This window comes from Halohasta sp. A2, from assembly GCF_056175805.1.
Genome location: NZ_JAQFWV010000002.1, coordinates 113,632 through 138,621, shown reverse-complemented (window position 1 = coordinate 138,621; position 24,990 = coordinate 113,632). Strand labels below are relative to the sequence as shown.

The following is a 24,990-nucleotide window of genomic DNA, read 5'->3' as shown; positions in this document are numbered from 1 at the left end:
GGATAAAATTAAACGTCACGAGTAAATCCTTACGCAGTATAGTGTTTTCAGCTAGATAAATTTGCCGTGATGAACGCTCAAGAGCTACAGAATCTGACGTTTCTGTCGGTGTTTCTTGGACAGGCTGCTTTGCGCTCGGCTTTGGGTTCTTGTTTTCGCTTCTGCCGTCCGAGGGTCCGTTTGACCGTTCTGATGATCGAGTCAATCATAGTTCATGGCTGCTACTTCTGTCAGAGTAGCACTACGAACCGATCCAGCCGTCTCGCACTTATTTCCTGCGAAATTATTGATGTGTTAAAAAGCTACGGGTTCGAGCGGTCAACCGACACGGTGTCCGCGAGACTGATCAGTGGGAACTGTGTCGTTCAGACCAGTCAGTCGCGACTATGTCGTTACTATCGGTCAGTAAAGACTGTCGACACTGTCCATGTGAAAAGCGACGACTGCGAGCCTCCCGAGATCTGTTTTCCGGTCGATCGTCACAACACTAGACAGAGCGGCTTTGTAAGTAGCGTTACAATGAGGAGTATGAACGGCACACGAGTCGGATTCGTCACCCAAACGCACACCGGGGCGGTCACACCGCTGGAGTCGATCGGGTGGGCCGCCGAGTTGGGCTACGAGTTCATCGAACTCTACATGGACGGCTCCTCGGAGCGAACTGGTCTCGACCGGGAGGCAATCACCGAGGCCCTCGACGACACCGGGATCGGGTGTCTGGTTCATCTCCCCTTCGTCGACCTCGATTTGGGGACCCCGCGGAACAAGGTCCGGGAGGCCTCCATTCGGGAACTGCGGGCCTGTCTGGACACCGCCGCCGATCTCGGAGCCGAGAAGGCCGTCCTCCACGCGAGCACCCACGCCACCAAGCCAGAATGGAGCGAACGAACCACTAAACCCCGCATTCTCGCTTCCGTGCGGGAGTTGGAGGCCTACGCCACCGCCCGCGGGATCGAACTCTGCGTCGAGAACCTCCCCGACGACGTCTACTCGATTCGGACCATCGACGAGATTCTCGCCGAAACCGACGCTTCGCTGACCGTCGACACCGGCCACGCCCGCGTCTCGGGGTTTTCGGCCGCCGACACTGCCGAGTTCCTCGAAGAGCACCGTGACCGCGTCTCCCACATCCATATCAACGACGCCCGCCAAGCGCGCGACGAACACGTCCCGGTCGGTTCGGGAACGACCGATTTCGGCACGATCCTCGCCCCGCTGGATTCGGGGTGGAATGGCACTCTCTCGGTAGAGGCCTACACCTTCGACAAGGACTACATGCGGCTGAGTAAAGAGAAACTCGACGCATGGCTGGATCACTGAGACGGTTCAGCCGCCACCTGTCTCGCCGTCTCGTCGGCCTCGCCGATATCGTCGACCCACAGTCATGGTCGAATCTGGACCTGTTGTGGCAGTGGGTGGTCTATCTCATTGTCGATCGCCTCTCGATCCTCTGGAGCCGAGACGACCGGCTCTGGGTGTTCGGTGCTCGCGGCGGCAAGGCCTTCTGCGACAACGCTAAATACCTCTTTCTGTGGGTCGCCGCCAACGATCCCTCGATCCGGCCGGTCTGGCTTTCGAAGAACCAAGCCACCGTCGACACGCTACAGTCACACGGATACGAGGCGTATCACGCACGCTCGTTGCGGGGGCGATACTACACGTTCCGGGCGGGCGTCGTCTTCGTGACACAGGGGCTCCGGGACGTCTTCATGGGCGGCACCGCGGGCGCAACGCTCGTCCAGCTATGGCACGGACTCCCACTGAAAACGATCGCGTGGGACGCCGAATGGCCCGTCCAGCCGTGGCCCGTCCGACAGTGTCACCGGTATATGGCCAGCGAAATCGATCTCGTCACCGCCCCGTCGACAGAAGCGATCGAACCGCTTTCGTCTGGGCTGGGCATCGACTCCGAGCGGTTCGTTGTCACCGGCTATCCACGGACCGACGTGCTCACCGACATGGTCGAAGGAGCGACACTCGCCGAGGACGACTCGCTGATCGAGCGGCTTGACCGACGGGCCGCCGAGGGTGAACTCGTTTTGTACCTACCGACCTACCGGGACGACGGCGAGTCGTTCGTCGATATGTTCGACGTGGCTGCGGTCGGCGAGACGCTCGCCGCGCATGATGCCCATCTCTACATCAAAGCCCACCCGTACGAACCGGTCGACACCGCCGAAAGCCATCCACGGGTTCACTGGCTCGCTTCGTCGGTCGACCCCTACCTCGTCTTGCCACGGACGGACGTGTTAGTCACGGACTACTCGTCAGTATACTTCGACTATCTGAAGCTTGATCAGCCGATCGTCTTCTTTCCGTACGATCGATCGCGCTACACCGACCGCCGCGGGCTGTACTTCGGGTACGACGCCGTCACCCCCGGCCGCTGTGTGACCGACTCGACAGCCCTCCAGTCGGCACTGGGTGAGGCTCTCGACGCTGCGAGAGGCGGCGTCGACCCGTATGCCGTCGACCGCCAGCGGCTCCGGAGTCGGTTCTGTGATGGGCCACCCGGCTCGTCATCTGCGGCTGTTCACAGGGCCATCTGCACCCATGTTTTTGACCGACGACCGTCAACATCGTCTGACGGAACCGACGACGTCGAGATGCGGTCACTGTCGACGAGCAAACATTAATGGCAATTTGTAGACACATATGATAGAACAACTTAAGTATACATATCCTAACGCTCGCGTAGTGAGATCCGGGAAGCTGAATCGGGGGCAACGTACAGCCGATGCAGTGGGACAGTCGACCGCTAGGACGGAAATTATCGCACACCGTGGGTTCGCCGGGATCCATCCCGAGAACACGGTCGACGCAGTCGAACGGTCCGTGGCCGACGGCCGGGCGTCGACAGTCGAAATCGACGTGATGCCGACCGCCGACGGACGAATCGTCGTTTTCCACGACGACGACCTCACGCGCGTGACCAATGCACCAACATCGGTTCGAGACACGAAGGTCTGGGAGCTTCCGTACGAACGGATCGCGGGCTACAGTGTTCTCGGTACTGAGCAGTCGGTGCCACTGTTGGAAGACGTGCTAGCACTGGTTCCGCCAGAGATGACGGTCAACATCGAGCTGAAAAACCCGGGCAGCCAGAAGCTTCGTTTCGCTGAACCACTGGAGGGTGACACACTCGATGCAGCGATCGACCGCTGGCGGGCGTTCATCGGTCGCGTACTCGATACGGCCGCCGACTTCGATGTCGACCTCCTGTTCTCGTCGTTTTACGAGGGTGCGCTGGCCGCGACACGCGAACTCGACCCCTCAGCAGCGGTCGCGACGGTGTGTTACGATTCGGTCGACACCGGGGTGACGCTCGGCCGCCGATACGATGTCTCGGCGATCCACGTTCCCTGGAACATGGTGGCCGAGCCTGCACAAGAATCCGAATCGATGCCCGTTCCGGGATCGATCACCAACGCCGACCTCGTCGACCGGGCCCACGCCGAGGGATGGCGGGTCAACGCATGGACGGTCACAACGTGGCAGCAGGCAGCTGCACTCCGGCAGGCGGGCGTCGACGGGATCATCACCGACTATCCAGGGGTCGTTGGCCCCCAGAGACTGGACGCCACTGCGTCGGCCCAGCCGACTGACCACTGACCGCATCTGAGGTCTGCGCAAGCGAGCCCCGGTTGACGAGCGTACGAGCGGCTGAAGTAATCGTATCTATCAGTGGGTTATCCGAGGTGTAAAGCGACGTATTCGTTCGTATTTATAGTATATACTTTTCGATGTGATACCGAGTTGTAGCTGATTTATATAGTAGGAACAAGCTACTTATCCGGTTGTGGGTGACAGTGGCCGCGGACTTTTGCGGCCAACGGCTATCAGGCCGGTGGTGAACTCATGAACGCAGTTATCCTCGCGGCCGGGACCGGCTCTCGGCTTCGGCCCCTGACGATCGACCAGCCAAAAGCGTGTGTGACCGTCGACGGAACCCCGATCCTCGAACACCAACTACGGGCTTACGACGCGGCGGGCTTCGAGAGCGCCACCATCGTCACCGGCTACATGGCGTCGCGAATTGAGCAGCTCTGTGCGGCGCTTTCGGGGGATCTCGGCCTCGATATCGAGTTCGTTCACAACGAGGCCTTCGCCAACACGGACAACATGTATTCGCTGTACTGTGCCCGCGAGGCGGTCGCTGGCGAGCCGTTCGCACTCAGCAACGGCGATGTCGTGTTCGATCCGACAGTCGCCGAACGGTTGGCGGCCGTCGACGATCACAGCGCGATCGCCGTCGACGCCGAGACGTACGACCCCGAGGCGATGAAGCTCACCGTCGACGACGGGGCAGTCACCGGTATCTCCAAGGAGTATTCGGCCGCCGACGCGGCCGCCACCTCGATCGACTGCTATCGGTTTTCGGCTGCAACCTCCGAACGCTTGTTCGACCGGATCGTCCGCCGGATCGAAGTCGACGGCGAGTACACCGGTTGGACCGAGATTGCCCTCGACGAACTCCTGAAAACGGGAATCCACGACGTGCGACCGGTCAACATCGCAGGGGCCGACTGGGTCGAAGTCGACGACCGCGCAGACTTGCTTGCGGCCGACCGCACGTTTGGCTCACTGGGAGATCTACACGCGAAAGACGCCGTCTTCTTCGATCTCGACGGAACGATCTATCTCGACGAGTCGCCCATCGACGGCGCTGTTGAGTCCGTCGAGGAACTCAGATCGGCGGGCGTCGACGTCTACTTCCTGTCGAACAACTCCTCGCGGTGGAAACCCACCTACGCCGACCGACTCACCTCGCTCGGCATCAATGCCTCGGCCGACGACATCATTCTCTCGACCGACGGTGTCATCGGCTACCTTCGCGAGAGCGGCGTTGAATCGGCCTACGTCGTCGGGACCGAAGCAATGCGTGATGCGATTTCGGCCGCGGGCGTCGACCCAACATCCGACGAACCGGAGACGGTGGTCGTTGGCTTCGATACGGAACTCAGCTATGAGAAGGTCGCCGCCGCGACCCGTGCGATCCGCGACGGTGCGGAGTTCGTCCTCGCCCACGGCGATACGGTCTGTCCCACGGAGGCCGGATTAGTCCCCGACTGTGGCTCGATCGGTGCGCTGGTCGAAACCGCGGCCGACCGTTCGCCGACACGGGTGTTCGGCAAACCCAATGAGGGGATGATCGGCCACGTTCTCGAACGCGAGGGATACAGCCCCGAGAACGTCGTGATCGTCGGCGACCGGCTGTCGACGGATATCGAACTCGCCGAGCGGCTGGGCTGTGGGTCGGTCTCAGTGCTGTCGGGCGAGACAACGCGGCGGGACATCGAATCGGCGAGTCAGTCGCCGTCGCTCGTCGTCGAATCGGTCGGAGAGTTACTCGTCGACAGCGAGCCTGCCGAAGCCCCGCTGCAGGAGACTGGCGAGCTCTGAGGGCCGAGACCTACCTAGTCAGGTAGATGCTACTTGTCGATGGCACCCGTCTGTGGGTGTAGCTATGGCTGCAGATATGATAACACCCGGAAGCGAAGCAATCTGGCTGTAGATCGGCGCCATCGGCATGACACTCGACATGCTGTTTTTCATCGCTCGTGGCTGGGGTGTCACCGATGAAGAACAACAACGGTTCTACGTGCTGACGATCTTCATCCCGGCGACCGCCGCAGTCGCCTACTTCTCGATGGCGACAGGGTTCGGCCTCACCGAGATCACCGTCGATGGCGAGACGCTGGATATCTACTGGGCGCGGTACGCCGACTGGCTGATCACCACTGCTTTTGATTGACCTCGGGTTGCTGGCCCAGACCAACCGCAACACGATTTACACGCTCGTCGGTCTCGACGTACTGATGATCCTGACGGGGTTGATCGGCGCACTGGCGTCGACGCCTGCGATCCGAATCGTCTGGTGGGGTATTAGTACCGCCCTTCTACTTTTCCTGCTGTACTTCCTTGTCCAGTCGCTCACCGAGGCCACCAGCCGACAGACCGAGTCGGTCCGGAGCCTGACGACGACGCTCCGGAACCTGCTTATCGTGTTGTGGTTGGCCTACCCGGTCGTCTGGATTCTCGGCACCGAGGGAACGCTCGAACTGATCCCACTGTATGTGGAGACCGCAGCGTTCACCATGCTGGATCTAACCGCCAAAGTCGGCTTCGGCTACATCCTGCTGCGGAGCCACGACGTGCTCGACGAGGTCGCCCACGCCGACTCCACACCGAGCGCGGCGGTCGACTGATCGACACCACCCCGATCGGTAGTGAATTATAGCCGTCGAGACCGTCAAGCGCGCCACGGAAACTGAAAACCATTAACCCCTTTGCCCAACAACGGACTCTCAAGAGATGGCCGAGGACGTCAAACCAACCCGAAAAAACCTGATGGCGATCGAGGACCGTATCGAGCTCTCTGAGCGGGGCCACGACACGCTCGAACAGAAGCGAGACGGGCTAATTATGGAGTTCATGGATATCCTCGACCAGGCCCAAGACGTACGCAAAGACCTCAACAGCGACTACGAAACCGCCCAGCGAACGCTGAATATGGCTCGCGCGATGGAGGGCGACGTGGCGGTCCGTGGTGCGGCCGCAGCACTCAAAGAGTACCCCGAGATCACGACACAATCGAAGAACATCATGGGAGTCGTCGTTCCGCAGATCGAGTCCTCGAAGGTCCGCAAATCACTCGAAGAGCGGGGCTACGGACTGCTCGGCTCGTCGGCTCGTATCGACGAAGCTGCTGACGCCTACGAGGAGCTCCTCGAAACGATCATTCTCGCTGCAGAGGTTGAGACGGCGATGAAAAAGATGCTCACCGAGATCGAGACGACAAAAAGACGTGTAAACGCCCTCGAATTCAAGCTCCTTCCAGACCTATACGACAATCAAGAGTACATCGAACAGAAGCTCGAAGAACAGGAACGCGAAGAGATTTTCCGGATGAAGAAAATCAAAGCCAAGAAAGAAGAACAGGAGAAAGCCGAACGCCAAGCTGCAGCCGAACGTGAGGCGGAATCGGTCGCAGTAGTCAGTGACTAACGCAACAGATCCTGTCAGCGAACAGTGCCGCGTCAGATTTCCTATATAAGATGACTACTCGGAGTCTACACTGTAATCACGTGCTGATTACCTGCCGTGTTCCATCGGAGCTTGCGTCGCACGCCGACTCGACGGCAGTAGCGTGCTGTGGACGGTGTCTGTCGATCACTCGCGGTGAGCCAGCCGACGCCGAGGCCGACCCGTCGTTCGAAACGATTATCACTCGGTTTCCGACAGGCGACGCGGGTGTCGGACTGTTTCTGTTGATCGACAAATTAGACTCGCTTGCGCTCAATCGATCCGAGATCGATTCGCTGGTCGACTATCTCGAGTCCAACGGAGTCGATCTCTTTTTGACGCTTGACCGGCTGCTTGCAGCGCCTGAGGTGGAGCCAACGCTCGACCTCGAACGTCGACGCGACCAACTCGAAGCACTGATCGACTGAACGAGCTGATAAATGAGGGCTGTCGAACGGGCTGAGCCGGTCGAGATCGGTTCGTGGTGGAGGGACCGTCCGACAGGAGGGCCACATCAGCGGGGATGAGCGAACGCGTGTAAGCTACTGGAGTGAGGCGAGTAGCAGTAGCGACGGAAGCATCAAGCGCTTCGTGTCGCTACACACAGCACGTTCCGGAAAAACTACTTAGTTAATTTGTAACTATATGAAACATAATGGCGAGTAGGAGGTAACTACTAGCCGATTAGACGCCGGTAGAGTAGCGCAAAATGCCGGCCACACCGCCGAACGCATCGAGCAGTTGTTCACCCTTTTCGAAATCGGTCGAGATGAATTTGACCTCAGTCCCTCGCTGTTCGGCGATCTCTATCAGGTGATCAATCACGTCCTCGCGGTCGACGACTGCTGCCGGTGAGCCATCTGCGCACTCGTGGGTCGGTGTCGAGTGGCGACGATCGACGATCTCGAACTCCTCGACGCCGTCACAGTCGTAGACAACCACGTCTTTGCGGAGGTCCTCGGAGATGAGGAGTCGGTCGACCGACCCAATCACGAGGTTCTTTCTGGTCGGTTCGAAGCCGTAGGTCGACTCGTTGCCGACGTGGAGTTTTTCGAAGAACTCCTCCATCTGGTTTTTGTCTTTGACGACCTCTTGATCCGAGAGCACGTCGCTGGCAGAGTCGACCAGATCGTGAAGGCCGGACTCGTCGGTGTAGGCGACATCGAACTTTCCGAGCACCATATCCTGGAGTTCGTGGTGGAGATAGCCACCGTTGATGAACTCGTCTTTGGTCGGCGAGGGGCCGCCGACCAGCACACCGTCGAGGTCGTGTCGTTTCGGCACCATCAGGTCGTTGGCCATCTCGGCGACCTCCTGATAGAAGTTGTCGATGGCTTCGAGTCGAAGCCGAGCGAATCGCTGGGCCGATTGACCACCTTTTCGCTGTTTGCCCGGAACGAGTGAGGACGCGGATTTGACGGGCTCGACTCGTTTACCTTTGAGCCAGCCGACGTTCGCCTCACGCCGGTCGAGAACGATCAGCCCGAAGAGGCCCTTGTCAAGCAGCATGTTTTCGAGCGGTTCAGTCAGGAAGTCCGAATCACAGTGGTAGCGGAACGACTGGATCGGCTCGGAGGGCGATTCGAGGACTTTGGTCACCATCGAGGTCTGACCGCCGCCACTGTTGACCGCCCCAGAAAAAATGACGATCCCGTTTTCCGGCGGGAAAGTATCGTAGTAACGGAGCCGGTCCTTGATCGAGGTCAGCGCGTCCTGAACGTTAGTCCGGGTCTGTTTCGATTTGATGTTGGCGGCTTCGGAGTGCTCTTGAACAACGTGCTCGACGACCGAAGAGATCTGCTTGTCGTCCGGAATGTAGATGGTGACGAGCTGTGTCCCCGAGCCTTCGTACTGTTGAAGCTCTTCGATGACCTTTCGGAACTCGTACTTCCGTCGGTCCTCGCTGGGTTGCTCGTCGGCGTCCGTACTCATTGGAACTATATCGCCGGGGAGCCGGTAAGTATGCTTTGACTGGCCGTATCGCCAAACGGGTCAATCGAGCGGGATATACGGATCGACCCCCGAATTAGGCACTTCCTACCAGGTGCTGAGAGCGCACCTTTATAGTCGCGTCGTGATAGCACGACAGTATGGCACGGGTGTACGCGATAGCCAGCGCGAAAGGGGGCGTTGGTAAAACCACGACGACAGCGAATCTGGGAGCGACGCTCGCCGGAACCGGCGCGGACGTCGTGGTGATCGACGGTGATATCGGCATGGCAAATCTCGGTGCAGTACTCGGGGTGCGCCCTGACGGCCCGACGCTGCACGACGTTCTGAGCGGTGCGGCCGACCCAGTAGCCGCCGCCTACGACGGACCAGCAGGGCTCAGAGTCGTTCCGGGCGACACCTCGTTGGAGGCGTTTGCGGCCGCCGAGCCCCAGCGGCTCGAAGCGGTCGTCGACGCCTTTGCCGACGCTGACTACGTGCTTATCGACGTTGGCGCTGGCGTGAGCCACGAGACGAGCGTGCCGATCACGGTCGCCGACGCGGTGGTCTTGGTGTCGACGCCCGAGCGCGATGCGTTGATCGATACCGAAAAAACACGACAGCTCACCGAACGGCTCGGCGGTGTTGTTGCTGGAGCGGTCATCACGCGGGCCGACGCGGCGACACCCGTCGAGGAAGTCATAAGTGGGATCCTAACGGCCGAGGTGCTGACCACGATCCCCGAAGACGAGGCGGTTCGTGAATCGATCGCTGTCGGCGAACCACTCATGAGCTATGCCCCACACAGCCAAGCGGCAGCCGCCTACCGTCGACTCGCGGGTGGACTCACCGGGAGTGATCTCTCAATCCCTGAACCATCCAGAGACGATCTACAAGCCGAAACACGGAGCGCGTTGGCGGCCAGTGACCAACAGCTCGCCGACTCACTCTCGGAAACCGGTGTCACGATAAACCCCGATACGGACGCCAAGAGGGCCACCGCCAGCGAAGACAGTACAAATGCCGATACGCAACAGCGTTCCACAGCGAGCGACGGCGAACACAACGTCGTCAACCCGTTTGCAGCCACTCCGGAAATAGCGGACGACGACCAGTCTGCCACGCCCGAAGAGGGCGAATCCAAGTGGGCCGAGGCCGCGACTGGAACGGAGGGTGAAATCGAGACCGAAGAGAGTGGTGAGGATGAGACGACTGACGACGAGCAGACCGACACAGCCGACGAGGAGTCGGACGGTTCGGTGCCAGCAGACGCGATTCCGTTCGGTGGCGAGTCGACTGCCGACTTCGACGAGGAGGAGTCGGCTCAGACGACCGTGCTCGGAGCAGAATTCGACGAGGAGACGGCCGCCGAAACCGACAGCCAAGACGACGAACCGCTGATTCCTGACGCCGAAGAGACCGCAGTGTCGAACGCTTCGGCGTCGACTAACGGGACGGATGAGGCGGTCGACGAAGCCGATGAAAACGAGACCGAACCGAAGGAAAAACGTGGATTCTTCAGTCGGCTGTTCCGGTGAGCGGACGAATCATAAAACGTGGTATTCTTGTAGGCGGGCGTTGGAGTGCGGATATGGCAGAAAACGAGTCAGTTCCGTTCTGGTGGATCGTTGTCTTCCTGCTACTTGCGCTTGGGGCCGGGATCGGGGCGGTTTCGCTCGTCGGCGGTAGCATCCTGACAGCGTTTCCTGGATTACTGATATAAACCGGAGTAGTACCCGTCAGAGAGTGGCCCCCTACATCGAATCTGGGGCAGCCACGCCGAGAACCGACAGCGAGTTGGCAACCGCGTGTTTTGCGGCCGCTACCACCGCGAGCCGTGCGTGGCGGGTAGCAGCGTCGTCGGCAGTCAGCACGGGACAGGAGCGATAAAAGCCGTTGAACGACTCGGCGAGTTCGCGCGTGTAGGTGGCGATTCGGTGGGGTTCGAGGTCCTCACCGGCGGTTTCGATCACTGCCGGCAAGCGTGCGATGACCTCAAGCAAGGCCCGTTCTTCGGGCGTCGACAACACCCCGGCATCGAGTCCGTCGGGATCGGGTTCGGCGTCGGCTTCCGCCAGAATACCGCAGCACCGTGCGTGGACGTACTGAATGTAGGGAGCCGACTGGGCTTCGAAGTTGAGCGCCTCGTCCCATTTGAACGTGATTCCCTTCGTGGGCTGTTTTGAGACGATATCGTAGCGCACTGCCCCGATACCGACCTGGTGGGCGATTCGCTCGATGTCGTCGTCGTCGAGATCGTCGTCGCGGATACGATCTTCGAGGCGGGTTTCGACCTCGTGGCGGGCGCGGTCGATCGCCTCGTCGAGCAGGTCGTCGAGCATGACCCCGGTTCCACGGCGGGTGCTCATCTTGCCTTCGGGGAGGTTGACGTACGAGTAGATCACGTCGTCGAGCCGCGAGGCGTCGTTGCCGAGGAGTTCGAGCGTCGACTGGAGCTGTTTGGCCTGCAGTTTGTGGTCCTCGCCCAGCACGGTGACCGCTCGGTCGAAGTTGTCGAACTTCCACTCGTGGTGGGCCAGATCCCGCGTCGTATAGAGGCTCGTGCCGTCCGAACGGAGGAAGACGAGGTTCTTGTCGATGCCGAACTCCTGAAGTTCGAGCTGCCAGGCATCCTCCTCGTAGACCGCATACTCGGTTTCTTTCAGTCGCTCGGCGATCTCGTCGGTCGAGCCGTCGATCATAAAGCGAGTCTCCTTGACGAACTCGTCGAACTCGGCGGGAAGGCGAGCGAGACACTCTTTCATTCCACCGAGCACCTGGTCGACGACCTCGCCGACTCGCTCGTAGGCCTCCTCGTCACCGGCTTCGAGCCCCTGGAGGATGGCAGCGATCTCGTCCTCAGCGGCGTCGACGTCCTCGGGCTCTGCGGTTTCGAGATACGAGTTTCCCTTGCGGTAGTAACGAACCAGATCGTACTCGGTGCGCTCGCGGGCCGGCTCGCCGTCGAGGTCGCTCTCATCGAATTTCTCGTAGGCCCAGGTGAAGACGGCCATCTGTCGACCCGCATCGTTGACGTAGTAGTGGCGTTCGACGTCGTAGCCCGCAAAATCGAGGGCGTTGGCGACTGCATCGCCGAGAATGGGGTTCCGAGCACGGCCGACGTGGACCGGCCCCGTTGGATTGGCGCTGGTGTGTTCGACGACGACCGACTGTCCACGGTCAGCCAGTCGGCCGTACTCGGCGCTTTGGGCGGCTTCGAGCGTATCTGCGTGGTAGGCGGGCGTCGTATGGAAGTTGAGATACGGTCCTTGCACGCTGACGTCGCCGAGATACTCGTAGTCCGAGCAGTCGATCGCGTCGGCCAACTGGTGGGCGACCTGTGGAGGTGCCGCGCCGAGTTCGCCGGCGAGACGGAACGAGACACTTGAGGCGAGCGTGGCGTCGAGGTCTTCGGGCGGCTCCTCGATTCCGAGGTCGCCCGTCGGAAGACCGAGATCGTCGAGACAGGCGGCCATGGCCGTCTCGACCTCCGAGCGGAACGCAGTAAACATACCGCTCGGTTTCGCCCCACTGCTAAAGGGCCTTCCGAACCAGCCGGCTGGCCCTTATATATACTAGTCGGGGCTACTGGCGCTACGACGGTAGCTCGTAGAGACGTTCGTACTCGTTTGGAAGCTGTGATCGTGCCCTATCGAACGACTCGGGAGCCATGTCTTGAAGCGCCGTCAGTACGGCTTCGACGTGTCGACGGGCGGGTTCGAGGTTTAGCTCGGGGAACTCGCGTTCTCTGTCCTTGCTCCCCCACACCCGCACAACGTCTCCGGGCGAATCGGTGTGATTTTACCGGTGAACTACCTTTGATACCTATCGGTCGGTTGCTGGCGAGTCCATAACGATTTTGGGAGCCATCTCACGTTCGGTATGCTTATCCGGACGCCACACTAGTTTCTCGGTATGTCAGAATCGGCAGTGAGCAGTCTCGGTCACGACGAGCTTCAGGCCCTGAAAGCCGTTGCGTTGGAGGGCGGCCTGGCGGGTTCGGTCAAAGTCTCCTGTGCGAGTCTCGCTGCGCGACTCGAAGCCTCGAACCAGACGGCTTCGCGTCGACTCCAGCGGCTCGACGCCGGCGACTACGTCGACCGAGAGATCGTCTCGGACGGCCAGTGGGTTTCGGTCACCGAAGCGGGAGAACGGGTTCTCCGGTCGGAGTACGCCGATTACCGATCGTTGTTCGAGCAACAACGTGGACTCACACTCACCGGAACGATCACGACCGGAATGGGCGAGGGCCGACACTACATCTCGTTGTCGGGCTATCAGGAACAGTTCGAATCCCGACTCGGCTACACGCCGTTTCCGGGCACGTTGAACGTCGACCTCGACGAAACGAGCGTTCGGGCTCGCCCGGAGCTATCCTCGCAGTCGTCAGTTGCGATCGACAGCTGGGCCGACGGCGAGCGGACATTCGGCGCGGCGACCTGCTATCCGGCCCGGCTCGAAGCGAACAACCGAGAGTTCCAGCCAGCGCACGTTATCGTTCCGGACCGGACTCACCACGACGAGGCGAGTCTCGAACTGATCGCCCCAGAAAAGCTCCGTGACGTCTTGGAGCTTGACGACAGTGAGGAACTGTCGATCCACATTGTGGGGGCGAGATGACCCAATCGACCGATCAAACGGCTGCCGTCGAGGCAGCGATCGATGCGTTCGCAGCTGGCCAACCGGTCTTGATCCACGATTTCGCTGACCGCGAGGGAGAAACCGACATCGTCTATCCGGCCCAGACGGTCGACAGCGACGCCGTCACCCGGCTACGAAACGACGCCGGGGGGCTGATCTGCGTGGCGCTCTCGGACACAGCGAGCGAGGCATTCGGTCTTCCGTTTCTGCAGGACGCGATCGACCATCCCGCGGCGGCCGATCACGAACTCGCCTACGACGAGCGGTCGTCATTTTCGCTGACGGTCAACCACCGTGAGACGTTCACCGGTATCACGGACGTCGACCGTGCACTGACGATCTCGGAACTCGGCAACGCGGCAGCCGCAGTCGGAACTGGCTACGACCAGGCGGCGTTCGCGAACGCGTTCCGAACGCCGGGGCACGTCCATCTCCTGCGGGCTGCACCGAACCTGTTGGTCGACCGGGCTGGGCATACGGAACTCGGGATTGCGCTTGCGGCCGCCGCAGGCTGTGCTCCGGCCGTTGTCGTCTGTGAGATGCTTGACGACGAGACCGGCAGTGCGCGCTCGCCCGCTGATGCAGCCGCGTACGCTGACCGTCACGGCCTCGTCTACGTCGAAGGCGATGCACTGCTTTCGGCTCTCGGTAGCTGATTCTCACAACTCTTGCAAACTATTAAGAACGGGTAGCCGAAGTCTCAGAGTAACAATGGCATCATTCGACGAGATGCGCGAGGCGGGAGCAATCGAGACGATCTGGCAGAACGGGGAGTTCGTCGACTGGGATGCAGCGACCACCCACGTCCTGACCCACGGGCTTCATTACGGAACCGGCGTGTTCGAGGGGGCCCGAGCCTACGATACCGAACAGGGAACCGCGATCTTCCGCTGGGATGACCACCTCGACCGACTGTTCGCGTCGGGAAAGCCCTATGAGATGGATATTCCATATAGTAAAGACGAGCTTACCGAGGCAACTCTCGAACTACTGCGTCGACAGGACCTCACGAGTGCCTATATCCGGCCGATTGCCTTCTTTGGCTACGGGAGTCTCGGCATTAGCCCGGCTGGCTGTCCAACTGATGTCGTGCTCGCTGCCTGGCCGTGGGGGGCGTATCTCGGCGAGGAAGCCCTCGAAAACGGAATCGACGTGATGGTGTCGTCGTGGCGTAAATACTCGTCGAGCCAGATTCCGACCAACGCGAAAACGACCGGGCTCTACGTCAACAGCCTGCTGGCGGGCGAGGAGGCCCGCCGCAACGGCTACGCCGAAGCCATCGTTCTCAACAAGGAGGGCCAGGTCGCCGAAGGCCCCGGCGAGAACCTCTTTTTGGTTCGAGACAGCGAGATCTACACGCCCGGCCTGTCCCAGAGCATCCTGGACGGCATCACCCGCGACACCGTGATTACGCTCGCCCGTGAGGCAGGTTACACGGTTCACGACCAGGCGACGATCAGCCGGGGTGAACTCCACACGGCCGACGAACTGTTTTTCACCGGCTCGGCGGCCGAAGTCACGCCGATTCGACAGGTCGACAACGTTCAGATCGCCGACGGCAACCGCGGGCCCGTCACCGAAGACCTCCAATCGGCCTTCTTCAACCTAGTTGAGCGCAAAACCGACGCACACGACGACTGGTTCACCTACGTGTAGGGTCGCTCGTTCGATACGTACCACAGAAACATAGCGACCGGCGGCACTGACATTAGTCCGAATCTGAATCTGAGTCTGAATCCGAATCAGAGTCCGTGTCGCCATCATCACCGTCGGAGTCCGTATCTCCATCAGTACCATCAGAATCTGTGTCTCCGTCATCTCCATCGGAGTCGGAATCCCCATCACCGGAGCGTGGGTCGACCTTTGAGGAGGGATCTGCAGAGAGTTGATCAGACTTCTCATTGGTCGACGCTGCGTCGTCCGATTGGACTCCAATATCTATATCGAGAACATACAGCACAATCGGCGGGCAGACGTACGCCGCAATCGCGACAAGGGCGAACAGAGGATCGATGAAAATCAGCAGTCCGAAGATGGTGAGTGCGGCCGCCGACGCGGCGTGAATCGCCGAGTGTGTGTACTGCCGATAGAACGACCAGAATCCGTACGCCCACTGGCGTACTGACGAGGCTGGCTCAGTCTCGCTGAACAGTGAACACATACCTCCCAAGACGGTGTCGAAGTGCAAGAACCCGCAACCCACGAGTACTGATAGGTTCGATACAGCAACAAGACCAGCTCGGATTGCCTATCACTCGCTGTTTGACAGTCGACCGACACCCACACCGAGGGATGTTCCGGCGGTAGGGAGTACCTACTCGTTCGATCTGTCGGTTTAGTGGGTCGTCAGTCGGTGTCGCGAGAGTCACGGACCGAACCGACACGCGAGCCAGTCGGCTTCGGTAAGCACTCCCTACCGATCACGAAACATACACAGGAAACGTATAACAAAGCCAATATGCTTCTCAGGGGCCTCCATGGACTCCTTCCACACCATGGAAATGGGCACAAAACGCGATTCCACACAACGAATGTGTAACAACTGTGGTGGCTACGTCACCAAGCAGTTCGTGCGCGTGTTCGGCGCGAACGATGGCTCGGTTTACGGCTGTATGAACTGCTCGACGGGCCGTGACCTGCGCGAGGGCGGCGGCACGAAACGATAGTTCGGCGCAGACAATCCGGTTTTTTGCAGACTGCTCATGAGTCGACCACTCAGTCGTCCGTCGTCGACTGGTCGGCACTCCCCGTCCGGTCGGTTTTGCCCGGCGGATCGGGTGTTTCCGACTGGGTGGTCGGCGAGTTGGTTCGGACAGTCGTGCGATCGTCACCGTCGATCCGTGTGGGGTTCGGTTCTTCTTCGACCGGGATCTGGTGAGCTGACTCGGCGAAACCAGCGCTCAACACCCGAGTAAGTGCCTCTTCGACCCGTTCGCCCGTATCCTCGATTCTGTCGGCTTCAACCTCGATAACGAAGCCGGTAGTGATGTTCGGCGCAGTCGGGAGGAACAGCACGTGCTTGCCGTCGTCGGTTCGTTTGCCCGTTTTAAATGCGGTCATCCAGATACCGGGCCAGACTTCAAGTCTGACGGGCTGTTGGAGGTCGTCAGTTCCTGAAAGCGCGGTTTCGACGGCGAGTTTGGAGGCATTGTAGACGACTCGGAGCCCCGGAACCCGGTTTATCGTATCGTCGATCGTCGCCTCGAACACCCGACCAACGGTCGTCCGCATCAGATAGCCGACGGCCAAAATGAGCGTCACGATGAGTGTGAGCGCGACGAGAATCCGCGTCAGCGGAACGAACTGGGAGGGGACGCCGAGTTGGCCGAAATCGAGGTTGCTAATCAACGGGAGGCCGATAACACGGGTGTACAGCCAGTTGACGACAAAGAGAAGAATCCCGAGTGGAAGCAGCACTACGAGCCCACTGGCGATATCGCGTTTCCACGTAGACATTCACCCGATGTTTGCGTCGGAGGCTCTTATGTTGTTTGGGTAGAATATGGCCGGCTCCCGACGCGTTTGTCCGATCTGCTCCGATCCGATTGTTCGATCTACTGACCGTTGAGCGTGATCGTTTTGAGTTCGATAATCCGGTCGTCAGCCAGCAGTTCTTCAAGCACCGCGTCGGGCACGTCGACGTCCAGGTTGTAGACGGTCAACGCCTCGCCGCCGATGGTCTCGCGGGCGTTGAACATGCCAGCGATGTTGATGTCGTTCTCGCCGAGCACCGAGCCGATAAGCCCAATGACGCCGGGTTTGTCCTTATTCCGGGCGACCAGCATGTGACCGTAGGGGATGGCGTCGACGCGGTAGCCATCGATGCGGACGATCCGCGGGTCGTCGCCCGCAAACAGGGTCCCCGAGACCGTCAGCGACTCGTCGCCGTCGTTGACTTTGACGGTGACGAGACTCTGGAAGTCCTCGGTCTGGCGGGTCTTCGATTCCGTGACTTCGATTCCGCGTTCTTCGGCGAGTCGCGGCGCATTGACCGCGTTGACCTGCCATTCAAGCGGTTTGAACACGCCTTTGAGCGCGCTCGCGGTGACGAGGTCGACGTCTTCCTCGGCGATGTCGCCCTCGTAGTGGACCTCGATCGACGAGATGCGTTCGCCCAGCAGCTGGGCAGCGATCTTGCCCGCCGTTTCGGCCAGTCCGAGATACGGCTCGATCCGTGGGAACGCGGTCTCGTCGACCGACGGGGCGTTGAGCGCGTTGAGCACGGGCTGGTCGTTGAGCGCGGCGACAACCTGCTTGGCGGTGTCGACCGCGACGTTCTCCTGGGCGGCCTCCGTGGAGGCTCCGAGATGCGGGGTGACGACGATCTCGTCGACGTCGAGAAGGGGAGAGTCGTCGGCGAGCGGCTCGTCGGCGAACACGTCGAGTGCCGCGCCAGCCATCGTGCCGTTTTCGACCGCTTCGGCGAGCGCGGCTTCGTCGACGATGCCGCCGCGGGCACAGTTGATGAGAAAGCCGTCTTCGAGGAGTGCGAGCTCGTCGGCTCCGAGCATGTTTTCGGTTTCGGGCAGCAGCGGGGTGTGAACGGTCACGAAGTCCGAGGCGGCCAGACAGTCGTCGAGATCGTCGATGAGTTCGGCGCCGAACTGATCGGCGCGTTCCTGGGAGATGTAGGGGTCGAAAACGACCAGCTCCATTCCGAGACTGTCGAGGCGTTTGGCGACCTCCTGGCCGACACGGCCCAGGCCGATGATGCCGAGGGTCTTGTTGTTGACCTCATAGCCGAGATAGTCGGATTTGGCCCACTCGCCGTCTGTGAGGCGAGCGTGGGCCTGCGGAATCCAGCGAGCGACGGCGAACGCCATCGCAACCGTGTGTTCGGCCGCCGCGCGAACGTTGCCTTCTGGAGCGTTCGCGACGATAACGCCGTGGTCGGTGGCGGCCTCGATGTCGATGTTGTCGACGCCGATGCCCGCGCGACCGACAATGACCAGATCCTCGGCGGCATCGAAGACTTCCTCGGTGACCTCGGTGCCCGAGCGGACGATCAGTGCATTCGCGTCGGCGATCGCAGCAAGGAGTTCGTCGCCTTCGGCTTCGTAGTTCGTTACGACCTCGTAGCCTGCTTCACGCAGCCGATCGAGCCCCGCATCGTCGATCGGGTCCGTGACGAGTACCTTCATGTCTGTAGGATTCAGTGGGTGTCGGTTAAGCGTTTCCACAGCGACCGAGTATTCATAGATATGCATTGTCACTCCTTCTAACCGGTGAAAATCACCCAAAAATATCCATGTCGGCGTATTTATTTGATATATGGTAGGTTCTCGGTGGGATCGTTACTCGTCCGTTTCGAACGCCGACAGTGAGGCTTGGGTGGTCGACTCGGCGGCTGTGTCCGTCTCGTCGGTCGTGCTACTGTCGGCTCCGGTCCTGCGACCGCGGCGTGACAGCGAGGCCCAGCGGGCGACCTCGGGATCGGTGAGGGCCTGTTCGGCGGCGGGTTTGATCGCGTCGAGTCTGTCGAGACAACGCTCGCGGGCAGCCTCGTACTCGACGATCGGATACGGGTAGTCCTCGCCGATGTCGACGCCGCAGTCGGCCTGGACGTGGAGGGGCGTCTTTTCGGGCTGGTCGAGGTGTTCGTCGGGCAACCCGGCGAGTTCGGGCACCCACCGGCGGATGAACTCGCCGTCGGGGTCGTTATCCCGGACCTGCTTGCGGGGGTTGTAGATTCGCAGCATGTTGACGCCGACCATCCCTGCCTGCGTTTGAAATTGGGTGTAGTTGATCGCTGGATCCGCGTCGATCAGGTGATAGTAGAACCAGTTGGCCCCGAGTTTCCACGGCTGGGCGAGCAGATCACAGAGAAACGACGCACACATCGCCCGCATGCGGAAGTTCAGCCAGCCCGTCGACCGAAGACACCGCATCGAGGCGTCGACCATCGGATACCCCGTTTGGCCCGCTTTCCACGCCTCGACCAGTTCGGGGTCGTGGCTGTCAGCGTAGAACTCCTCCATCGCGGGGTTGACCGCCCGGTCCATCCAACCTGGCCAGTCTTCGAGTTTCTGGTTGTAGTGGCGGTTCCAATACAGCCGTGAGATGAACATTTGTTTGCCTCGGCCAGTGGCATTTGCGTCGACGTACTGGTAGACCTCCCGGACCGACAGACAGCCGAATCGTAGCGAGCCAGACAGGCGGCTTGTACCCGACTCGGCGTCGACCGGCGCGGAGATGTTGCCCGGGTAGGCCGAAATGGCGTCGGTAAACAGGCTGAGCCGGTCGCGTGCGGCCTTGGTGCCGCCCGGCGGTACGTCGGTCTTTGTCGGGTCGATTCCATAGGCCGACTCGATCCGGTCGATGGTGACGGGGGTGTCGACTGCGGCGAGCGTGACGGAGTCGGGGTCCCACGCATACTGGTCGTCGGTGAACCAGGCCTCAACGGCGTCGCTCCAGCCGTCGCGTGGGTCGGCGGCGTTGCGGATCAGCCCGTCGCCGTCGACGAAGGTCACGTCGCACTGGGCGGCTGCGGCGTTGTCGCGCTCCCAGCCGTAGCGGCCGGTGGGGTCAGCGGTGGCGACGATGTCCCAGCCTGCTTCGCGGAACCGTGAGAGGATTTCGATGGGGTCGCCGTGGGCGTAGGTGAGCCCGCCGTCGCGGACCTCGTACTGGCCGTCGAGGTCGACCAGCGATTCGTGGAGGAATCGAATGCGAGCGTCGCAGGCCAGCCCGTCGTCGACGTAAAAGTGGGGATCGAAAACGAACAGCGGCAGGAGTGTGTCGTACTCGCGGGCGGCATAGGTGAGGGCAGGATGATCCCGCGTCCGGAGGTGTCGACGGTGCCAGACCACACAGCCGTTGGTGGCTTTGGGGATCGACTCAGGTGGGGGCACAACGTCGTCCGACCCTTCGCCATCCGTACTCATCAGTTCTCGTGAGTAAACGTGGTCGACTGTGTTAACAGTGTACCCGTGGTCGACCGCCCGACCAACCGGATTCCTGGCGGACTGAAAGAGCGAGACGGTCTCGACGAACCCCGGCGGCGTAAGCACCGCAGCGAGTGAAACGAGCGAGGAGCGTGGTTCGAAAGACCGGAGGCCTTTCGTCATCACGAGAGAGCTTTGCTCTCTCGAACGACAGCGAGCCGCGGGCAGCGAGGGACGATGTCCCTCGGGCCATGCGAGCGGGCCTTTGGCCCGCGCGCAAAAGTCGAGAGCGTCGAGGGCTTTCTATATCTACTTCCCGCTTTCAGTCACGTCTCCAAACACGAGTTATAAATCAACGACTGAAACAGGGCGTTTTTCATAGCCTGCACAAAAAGAGCCTCCAATGAGCCTCATCGCGTTCGATTTCGACGGCACGCTGTCGAACTCGGAGATGACCGTGCTACTGGGAGAGAAACTCGGCGTCGACGACGAGATGGCCGAGATCACCGACCGGGCGATGAACAACGAGATCAGTTACGCCGAGAGCCTCCGGAGCCGCGCCGAACTCCTCACCGGCCTCTCCGAAGCCGACGCCGAGGACGCCTACAGCAAGGTCGAACTCCGACCTGACGCCGCGACCCTGATCGACCGCCTGCGCGAGGCGGGCCACACGGTCGCCATCTTCACCGGCGGTTTTGAACGTGGTGTCCAGCGCGCCTTGGAGGCCGATGGGACCAGCGTCGACCAGATTGTCTCGAACCGCCTGCCCATCGAGAATGGCGAACTCACCGGCGAGGTCGACGGCCCGCTGATCGAGGGGACGAAAGACGACCAGCTGGAGGAACTCGCTGGGGAGCTTGGCGTCGAGATGGCCGACACCATCGCGGTCGGCGACGGCGCGAACGACCTGCCGATGTTGGAGGTCGCGGGGCTGGCGGTCGGCTTCGAGCCGAAACCGGCCGTCGAGCCGTCGTGTGACGAGGTCGTGTCGACGATGGCCGATCTGGCGACACTGCTTGAGGGCCGTGGCGTGCTGGCGGCTCTGGCTGACGACTAAACCCCTGTATTTCGTCTGCGCGATCCATTCGCTTTTTCTGACATAGTTGTGAGAGTCGTGTTTAGTTGGGTTTGGGGTGGTCTACGTGGTTTTGGGACTTGTGGTGGTGTGTTGGACATGGGGGAAATATTGCAGTCGAAGTCGACCACTGTGTGTCAATAGTTGGGTTGGTGGCTCAACTGTTCTGTTCTAATTCTCCGAACATGATGAGTAAGCCATGAATTATTAGACGAATATTAGTTGTTGCAATAATATCATCTGATATGAGAGGATGCTCTATTTGCAACGCATCAAGTGATCTTGCATACCGCTGCAATTACTGTGGAGCAAGCCACTGTAAGGATCATAGACTTCCAGAAAACCACGATTGCTTTACACTCGTTGTGACGAAGCATGTCAATAATTTTTGGTTTGGTAGCCCAGACATAATCTTTCGTGATGTCCCTGATGAAGCGATCAAAGATGTTGCTAAGGAAATTGGAAATACCAATTTTGAAGGGATTTCGAAAAGTGAGGGGTTGAGCCAGTATTCGATGGCGAAGAAGGCAGTACACAAACTGTGTCAAAAGCGCCTTCAATCACGCGAGCAATCATATACAACTTATGAGCCAGAATATTCTGTTGGTACGACCAAGGAACCCGAATACGAATCCAGCCCTGATGTCGATGTTCATGGTGGAATAAAACAATCTGATAAAGAATCGGAAGCAGACAACCCAGAGAGTGAATCGGATGATCAGAGTGTCTTTTCAAAAATACACTCTTGGATCCGGTAGCGGTATCGTTTCGCACCTTTTTGAATAGTCCCACAATCAGCTATCGACACTATACTTACACGCCCACCCTCTACTTTCAGACAACCCTTAAACCCCGATACAGCCAACAATCGCCAAATGGCCGAGTCCGACGCCTACGTCGACCACCCCTTACTCACACCCTCCTTCATCGAGCGTCGACTCTACCAACTCCAGTTGGCGGGCACGGCCCGAAACGGCCACACGCTCGTGTGTCTGCCCACCGGCCTCGGCAAAACCACCGTCAGCCTGCTGGTCACCGCCGACCGACTCCACGAGGTGGGGGGTAAATCCCTCTTTCTCGCCCCCACGAAACCGCTGGTCGAACAACAGGCCGAGTTCTACCGCGAGGCCCTCCAGATTCCGGACGAGGAGATCGTCGTCTTCACCGGCGAGGTTCGGCCCGACGACCGCGCCGAACTCTGGGAATCGTCGACGGTCGTGATCGCCACTCCCCAGGTCGTCGAAAACGATCTGGTCGGCAACCGAATTTCGCTGGCGGACGTAACCCACCTCACCTTCGACGAGTGTCACCGGGGTACCGGCGACTACGCCTACGTCTACATCGCCGAACGCTACCACGCCGACGCTCGCAAGCCGCTGGTCACGGCGATGAGCGCCTCGCCCGGCGGCACCAAAGAGGACATCCAGATTATCTGTGAGAACCTCGGGCTCGATACGGTCGAGGTGATGACCGAAGAGGACTCGGACGTCGACGAGTACACCTACGAAACCGAGATCGAGTGGAAGCGGATCGATCTCCCCGACGAGATTCTCGCCATCCGCGACGGGATCAACGAGGTGATCGTCGACCGCCTGGAAAAACTTCGAGACCTCGGCGTCACGCGGGCGACGAGCCCCGACATCTCCCAGAAACAGCTCAACAAGATCAGCGCGGAGCTCCGCCAACTGATGGCCAACGACCAGTCCGAGGGCTACCAGGGGATGAGCGTCCACGCCGAGATCATGAAGCTTCGACGGGCAGTCACGCTGGTCGAAACCCAGAGCGTCGAGTCCGTCCGCCGGTACTTCGAGCGCCAGAAGAACGCCGCCCGGAGTTCGGGGGCCTCGAAGGCCAGCCAACGGCTCATCGCCGAACCCAACGTCCAAACGGCCATGCGCAAGGCCGAGGCGTACGACGAACTCCACCCCAAGTTTCGGCGGACGCGCATCCTGTTGGCCGAGACGCTGGGAATCGACGACGGCGAGCGCGTGATCGTCTTCACCGAGTCCCGCGATACGGCCGAAGCGCTCACCGACTTCCTGAGCCAGAACTTCCGCGTCCGGCGCTTCGTCGGCCAGGGCGACAAGGAGGGCTCGGATGGGATGACCCAAAAAGAACAAAAAGAGACGCTCGACGCCTTTCGGGCCGGCGAGTTCGAAGTGCTCGTCTCGACGTCTGTCGCCGAGGAAGGTCTGGACGTGCCGGAAGTCGACCTCGTGCTCTTTTACGAGCCGGTGCCGACGGCGATCCGGTCGATTCAGCGCAAGGGCCGTACGGGTCGACAGGACGAGGGTCGCGTCGTCGTCCTGCTGGCGACCGACACGCGCGACGAGGCGTACTTCTGGATCTCCCGGCGCAAGGAAAAGGAAATGGAGTCCGAACTCCGGAAACTGAAGGGAGTCGCCGAGGAGGTCGAAGCAGAGCTGGAGGCCCCACAGTCGGCGCTCGACCAGTTCGACGGCGAGCGCGGAGAAACGACCGCTGCGGCTGCCACCAACGGTGGCGTCGACCACGCGACAGCGAGCACCGAACGCGCCGACAAGCCCGGCCTGACCGATTTCGGTTCGGTCGAGGACACCGAAGACGGCGAGGCGTCCACCGAGGCCGACGCAGGCAACGAAGAGGACGATACCGAGACCAAAACCGAGGGAATCGTGGCGACCGCCAGCAGTCGCGACGCCGAGACCGTCGAGATCGTCGTCGACCAGCGCGAACTCGATTCGAACATCGCCCGCGATCTGTCGACGCGCGAGGCAATTACGACCCGGCTCGAAACGCTCGCGGTCGGCGACTACGTGCTGTCGGACCGAGTGGCAGTCGAGCGCAAATCAGTATCGGACTTCCTGGACACGCTCACCGGCGGCGACCGCTCGATGTTCGAGCAGGTCGGCGACCTGACGCGGAACTACAGCCGACCGATCGTCATCATTGAGGGCCAAGACCTCTACGGCGAGCGCAACGTCCACCCAAACGCGATTCGGGGAGCAGTCGCCAGTCTCGCAGTCGACTTCAATGCAAGCGTGCTGCGGACCGCCGACGAGACCGAGACCGCCGACCTACTGGAGACGCTCGCCACGCGCGAACAGCAGACCCGCGACCGTGCCGTCTCGGTGCACGGCGAGAAAAGCGCGAAAACCCGGGCCGAACAACAGGAGTACGTCGTGAGTTCAATCGCGGATATCGGCCCGGTGACCACGCGTGCACTGCTGGAGGAGTTCGGCTCGGTCGAAGCGGTCATGACCGCCCGAAAAGCGGATTTACAAGAGGTTACTGGAGTTGGCGAGGTCACGGCGGATACGATCCGCGAGGTCGTTGGAAGCTCGTATTTATAACGTACTTCGCCAACACGGTTCCAATCTTTGCGGGTAGATAGTTGGAAAAAAATTTAGTATAAGTTGAGTGAGCGGCGTATCTCATACGCACAACACGGCCCGA

22 protein-coding genes and 2 pseudogenes are annotated in these 24,990 nt (G+C 60.4%); 17 read left to right on the top strand and 7 right to left on the bottom strand.

Annotated elements, in window-relative coordinates; all coding sequences use genetic code 11:
- The first annotated feature begins 528 nt into the window (after positions 1-528).
- The 7 genes and pseudogenes from O2S87_RS01530 (at position 529) to O2S87_RS01500 (ending at position 7,454) form a co-directional block, all read left to right on the top strand.
- Positions 529-1,320 carry a sugar phosphate isomerase/epimerase family protein gene (locus tag O2S87_RS01530; RefSeq protein WP_475407031.1) on the top strand — a complete coding sequence of 264 codons (792 nt, stop codon included), beginning with the start codon at positions 529-531 and terminating at the stop codon, positions 1,318-1,320.
- On the top strand, positions 1,305-2,636 hold the full coding sequence (locus O2S87_RS01525) for a CDP-glycerol glycerophosphotransferase family protein (protein WP_475407030.1): 1,332 nt from the start codon (positions 1,305-1,307) through the stop codon (positions 2,634-2,636). The genes O2S87_RS01530 and O2S87_RS01525 overlap by 16 nt, the downstream gene beginning before the upstream one ends.
- 106 nt (positions 2,637-2,742) lie before the next feature.
- Positions 2,743-3,612, top strand: coding sequence for a glycerophosphodiester phosphodiesterase (locus O2S87_RS01520; RefSeq protein WP_475407029.1), 870 nt, complete (start codon positions 2,743-2,745; stop codon positions 3,610-3,612).
- Positions 3,613-3,858: 246 nt separating this feature from the next.
- On the top strand, positions 3,859-5,403 hold the full coding sequence (locus tag O2S87_RS01515; protein WP_475407028.1) for an HAD-IIA family hydrolase: 1,545 nt from the start codon (positions 3,859-3,861) through the stop codon (positions 5,401-5,403).
- Positions 5,404-5,530: 127 nt separating this feature from the next.
- Positions 5,531-6,209: pseudogene (locus O2S87_RS01510) on the top strand (bacteriorhodopsin).
- A 106-nt stretch (positions 6,210-6,315) separates the two neighbouring features.
- Positions 6,316-7,008: a V-type ATP synthase subunit D gene (locus O2S87_RS01505; protein WP_475407027.1), complete on the top strand. Its 693-nt coding sequence runs from the start codon at positions 6,316-6,318 to the stop codon at positions 7,006-7,008.
- A 50-nt stretch (positions 7,009-7,058) separates the two neighbouring features.
- On the top strand, positions 7,059-7,454 hold the full coding sequence (locus O2S87_RS01500; RefSeq protein ID WP_475407026.1) for a DUF6276 family protein: 396 nt from the start codon (positions 7,059-7,061) through the stop codon (positions 7,452-7,454).
- 256 nt (positions 7,455-7,710) lie between these two features.
- On the opposite strand, the gene prf1 is transcribed toward O2S87_RS01500, so the two are convergent.
- The gene (gene prf1, locus O2S87_RS01495) at positions 7,711-8,958 is read right to left on the bottom strand and encodes a peptide chain release factor aRF-1 (protein ID WP_475407025.1); all 1,248 of its coding nucleotides are present in this window, start codon (positions 8,956-8,958) and stop codon (positions 7,711-7,713) included.
- Between the two features lie 158 nt (positions 8,959-9,116).
- Between prf1 and minD the strand changes: the two genes are divergently transcribed.
- Together minD and O2S87_RS01485 are read left to right on the top strand one after the other, a co-directional pair.
- Positions 9,117-10,493: a cell division ATPase MinD gene (minD, locus tag O2S87_RS01490; RefSeq protein ID WP_475407024.1), complete on the top strand. Its 1,377-nt coding sequence runs from the start codon at positions 9,117-9,119 to the stop codon at positions 10,491-10,493.
- A 53-nt stretch (positions 10,494-10,546) separates the two neighbouring features.
- Positions 10,547-10,678, top strand: a complete 132-nt coding sequence (locus tag O2S87_RS01485; RefSeq protein ID WP_475407023.1) for a hypothetical protein — start codon at positions 10,547-10,549, stop codon at positions 10,676-10,678.
- Between the two features lie 31 nt (positions 10,679-10,709).
- On the opposite strand, the gene argS is transcribed toward O2S87_RS01485, so the two are convergent.
- Positions 10,710-12,467 carry an arginine--tRNA ligase gene (argS, locus tag O2S87_RS01480; RefSeq protein WP_475407022.1) on the bottom strand — a complete coding sequence of 586 codons (1,758 nt, stop codon included), beginning with the start codon at positions 12,465-12,467 and terminating at the stop codon, positions 10,710-10,712.
- Between the two features lie 82 nt (positions 12,468-12,549).
- A complete protein-coding gene (locus O2S87_RS01475; RefSeq protein WP_475407021.1) occupies positions 12,550-12,729 on the bottom strand; it encodes a hypothetical protein in 180 nt (59 codons plus the stop codon).
- A gap of 141 nt (positions 12,730-12,870) precedes the next feature.
- Between O2S87_RS01475 and O2S87_RS01470 the strand changes: the two genes are divergently transcribed.
- The 3 genes from O2S87_RS01470 to O2S87_RS01460 are packed head-to-tail and all read left to right on the top strand — an operon-like array spanning position 12,871 to position 15,252.
- On the top strand, positions 12,871-13,575 hold the full coding sequence (locus tag O2S87_RS01470) for a DUF120 domain-containing protein (RefSeq protein WP_475407020.1): 705 nt from the start codon (positions 12,871-12,873) through the stop codon (positions 13,573-13,575).
- On the top strand, positions 13,572-14,252 hold the full coding sequence (gene ribB, locus O2S87_RS01465; protein WP_475407019.1) for a 3,4-dihydroxy-2-butanone-4-phosphate synthase: 681 nt from the start codon (positions 13,572-13,574) through the stop codon (positions 14,250-14,252). Before O2S87_RS01470 ends, ribB begins: the two co-directional genes overlap by 4 nt.
- Positions 14,253-14,307: 55 nt before the next feature.
- Positions 14,308-15,252, top strand: a complete 945-nt coding sequence (locus O2S87_RS01460; protein ID WP_475407018.1) for a branched-chain amino acid transaminase — start codon at positions 14,308-14,310, stop codon at positions 15,250-15,252.
- 52 nt (positions 15,253-15,304) lie between these two features.
- Here O2S87_RS01460 and O2S87_RS01455 read toward each other — a convergent pair whose 3' ends face one another.
- Positions 15,305-15,757 (bottom strand): hypothetical protein, encoded by a 453-nt coding sequence (locus O2S87_RS01455; protein WP_475407017.1) that lies wholly within the window; start codon positions 15,755-15,757, stop codon positions 15,305-15,307.
- 370 nt (positions 15,758-16,127) lie between these two features.
- On the opposite strand from O2S87_RS01455, the gene O2S87_RS01450 reads away from it, so the two are divergent.
- Positions 16,128-16,262: a DUF7563 family protein gene (locus tag O2S87_RS01450; RefSeq protein WP_475407016.1), complete on the top strand. Its 135-nt coding sequence runs from the start codon at positions 16,128-16,130 to the stop codon at positions 16,260-16,262.
- Positions 16,263-16,311: 49 nt separating this feature from the next.
- On the opposite strand, the gene O2S87_RS01445 is transcribed toward O2S87_RS01450, so the two are convergent.
- The 3 genes from O2S87_RS01445 to O2S87_RS01435 form a co-directional block, all read right to left on the bottom strand.
- Positions 16,312-17,052 carry a DUF502 domain-containing protein gene (locus O2S87_RS01445; RefSeq protein WP_475407015.1) on the bottom strand — a complete coding sequence of 247 codons (741 nt, stop codon included), beginning with the start codon at positions 17,050-17,052 and terminating at the stop codon, positions 16,312-16,314.
- A gap of 98 nt (positions 17,053-17,150) precedes the next feature.
- Positions 17,151-18,737, bottom strand: a complete 1,587-nt coding sequence (gene serA / locus O2S87_RS01440; protein WP_475407014.1) for a phosphoglycerate dehydrogenase — start codon at positions 18,735-18,737, stop codon at positions 17,151-17,153.
- Positions 18,738-18,890: 153 nt separating this feature from the next.
- Positions 18,891-20,480, bottom strand: a complete 1,590-nt coding sequence (locus O2S87_RS01435) for an FAD-binding domain-containing protein (RefSeq protein WP_475407037.1) — start codon at positions 20,478-20,480, stop codon at positions 18,891-18,893.
- A 403-nt stretch (positions 20,481-20,883) separates the two neighbouring features.
- On the opposite strand from O2S87_RS01435, the gene serB reads away from it, so the two are divergent.
- The 4 genes and pseudogenes from serB to O2S87_RS01415 all read left to right on the top strand — a co-directional run bounded on the left by serB (position 20,884) and on the right by O2S87_RS01415 (position 24,887).
- Positions 20,884-21,537 (top strand): phosphoserine phosphatase SerB, encoded by a 654-nt coding sequence (gene serB / locus O2S87_RS01430; RefSeq protein ID WP_475407013.1) that lies wholly within the window; start codon positions 20,884-20,886, stop codon positions 21,535-21,537.
- A 263-nt stretch (positions 21,538-21,800) separates the two neighbouring features.
- Positions 21,801-21,899, top strand: a pseudogene (locus tag O2S87_RS01425) (AN1-type zinc finger domain-containing protein); the annotation flags it as partial.
- A 21-nt stretch (positions 21,900-21,920) separates the two neighbouring features.
- On the top strand, positions 21,921-22,313 hold the full coding sequence (locus O2S87_RS01420) for a hypothetical protein (protein ID WP_475407038.1): 393 nt from the start codon (positions 21,921-21,923) through the stop codon (positions 22,311-22,313).
- A gap of 117 nt (positions 22,314-22,430) precedes the next feature.
- A complete protein-coding gene (locus O2S87_RS01415) occupies positions 22,431-24,887 on the top strand; it encodes a DEAD/DEAH box helicase (protein WP_475407012.1) in 2,457 nt (818 codons plus the stop codon).
- Positions 24,888-24,990: the final 103 nt, after the last annotated feature.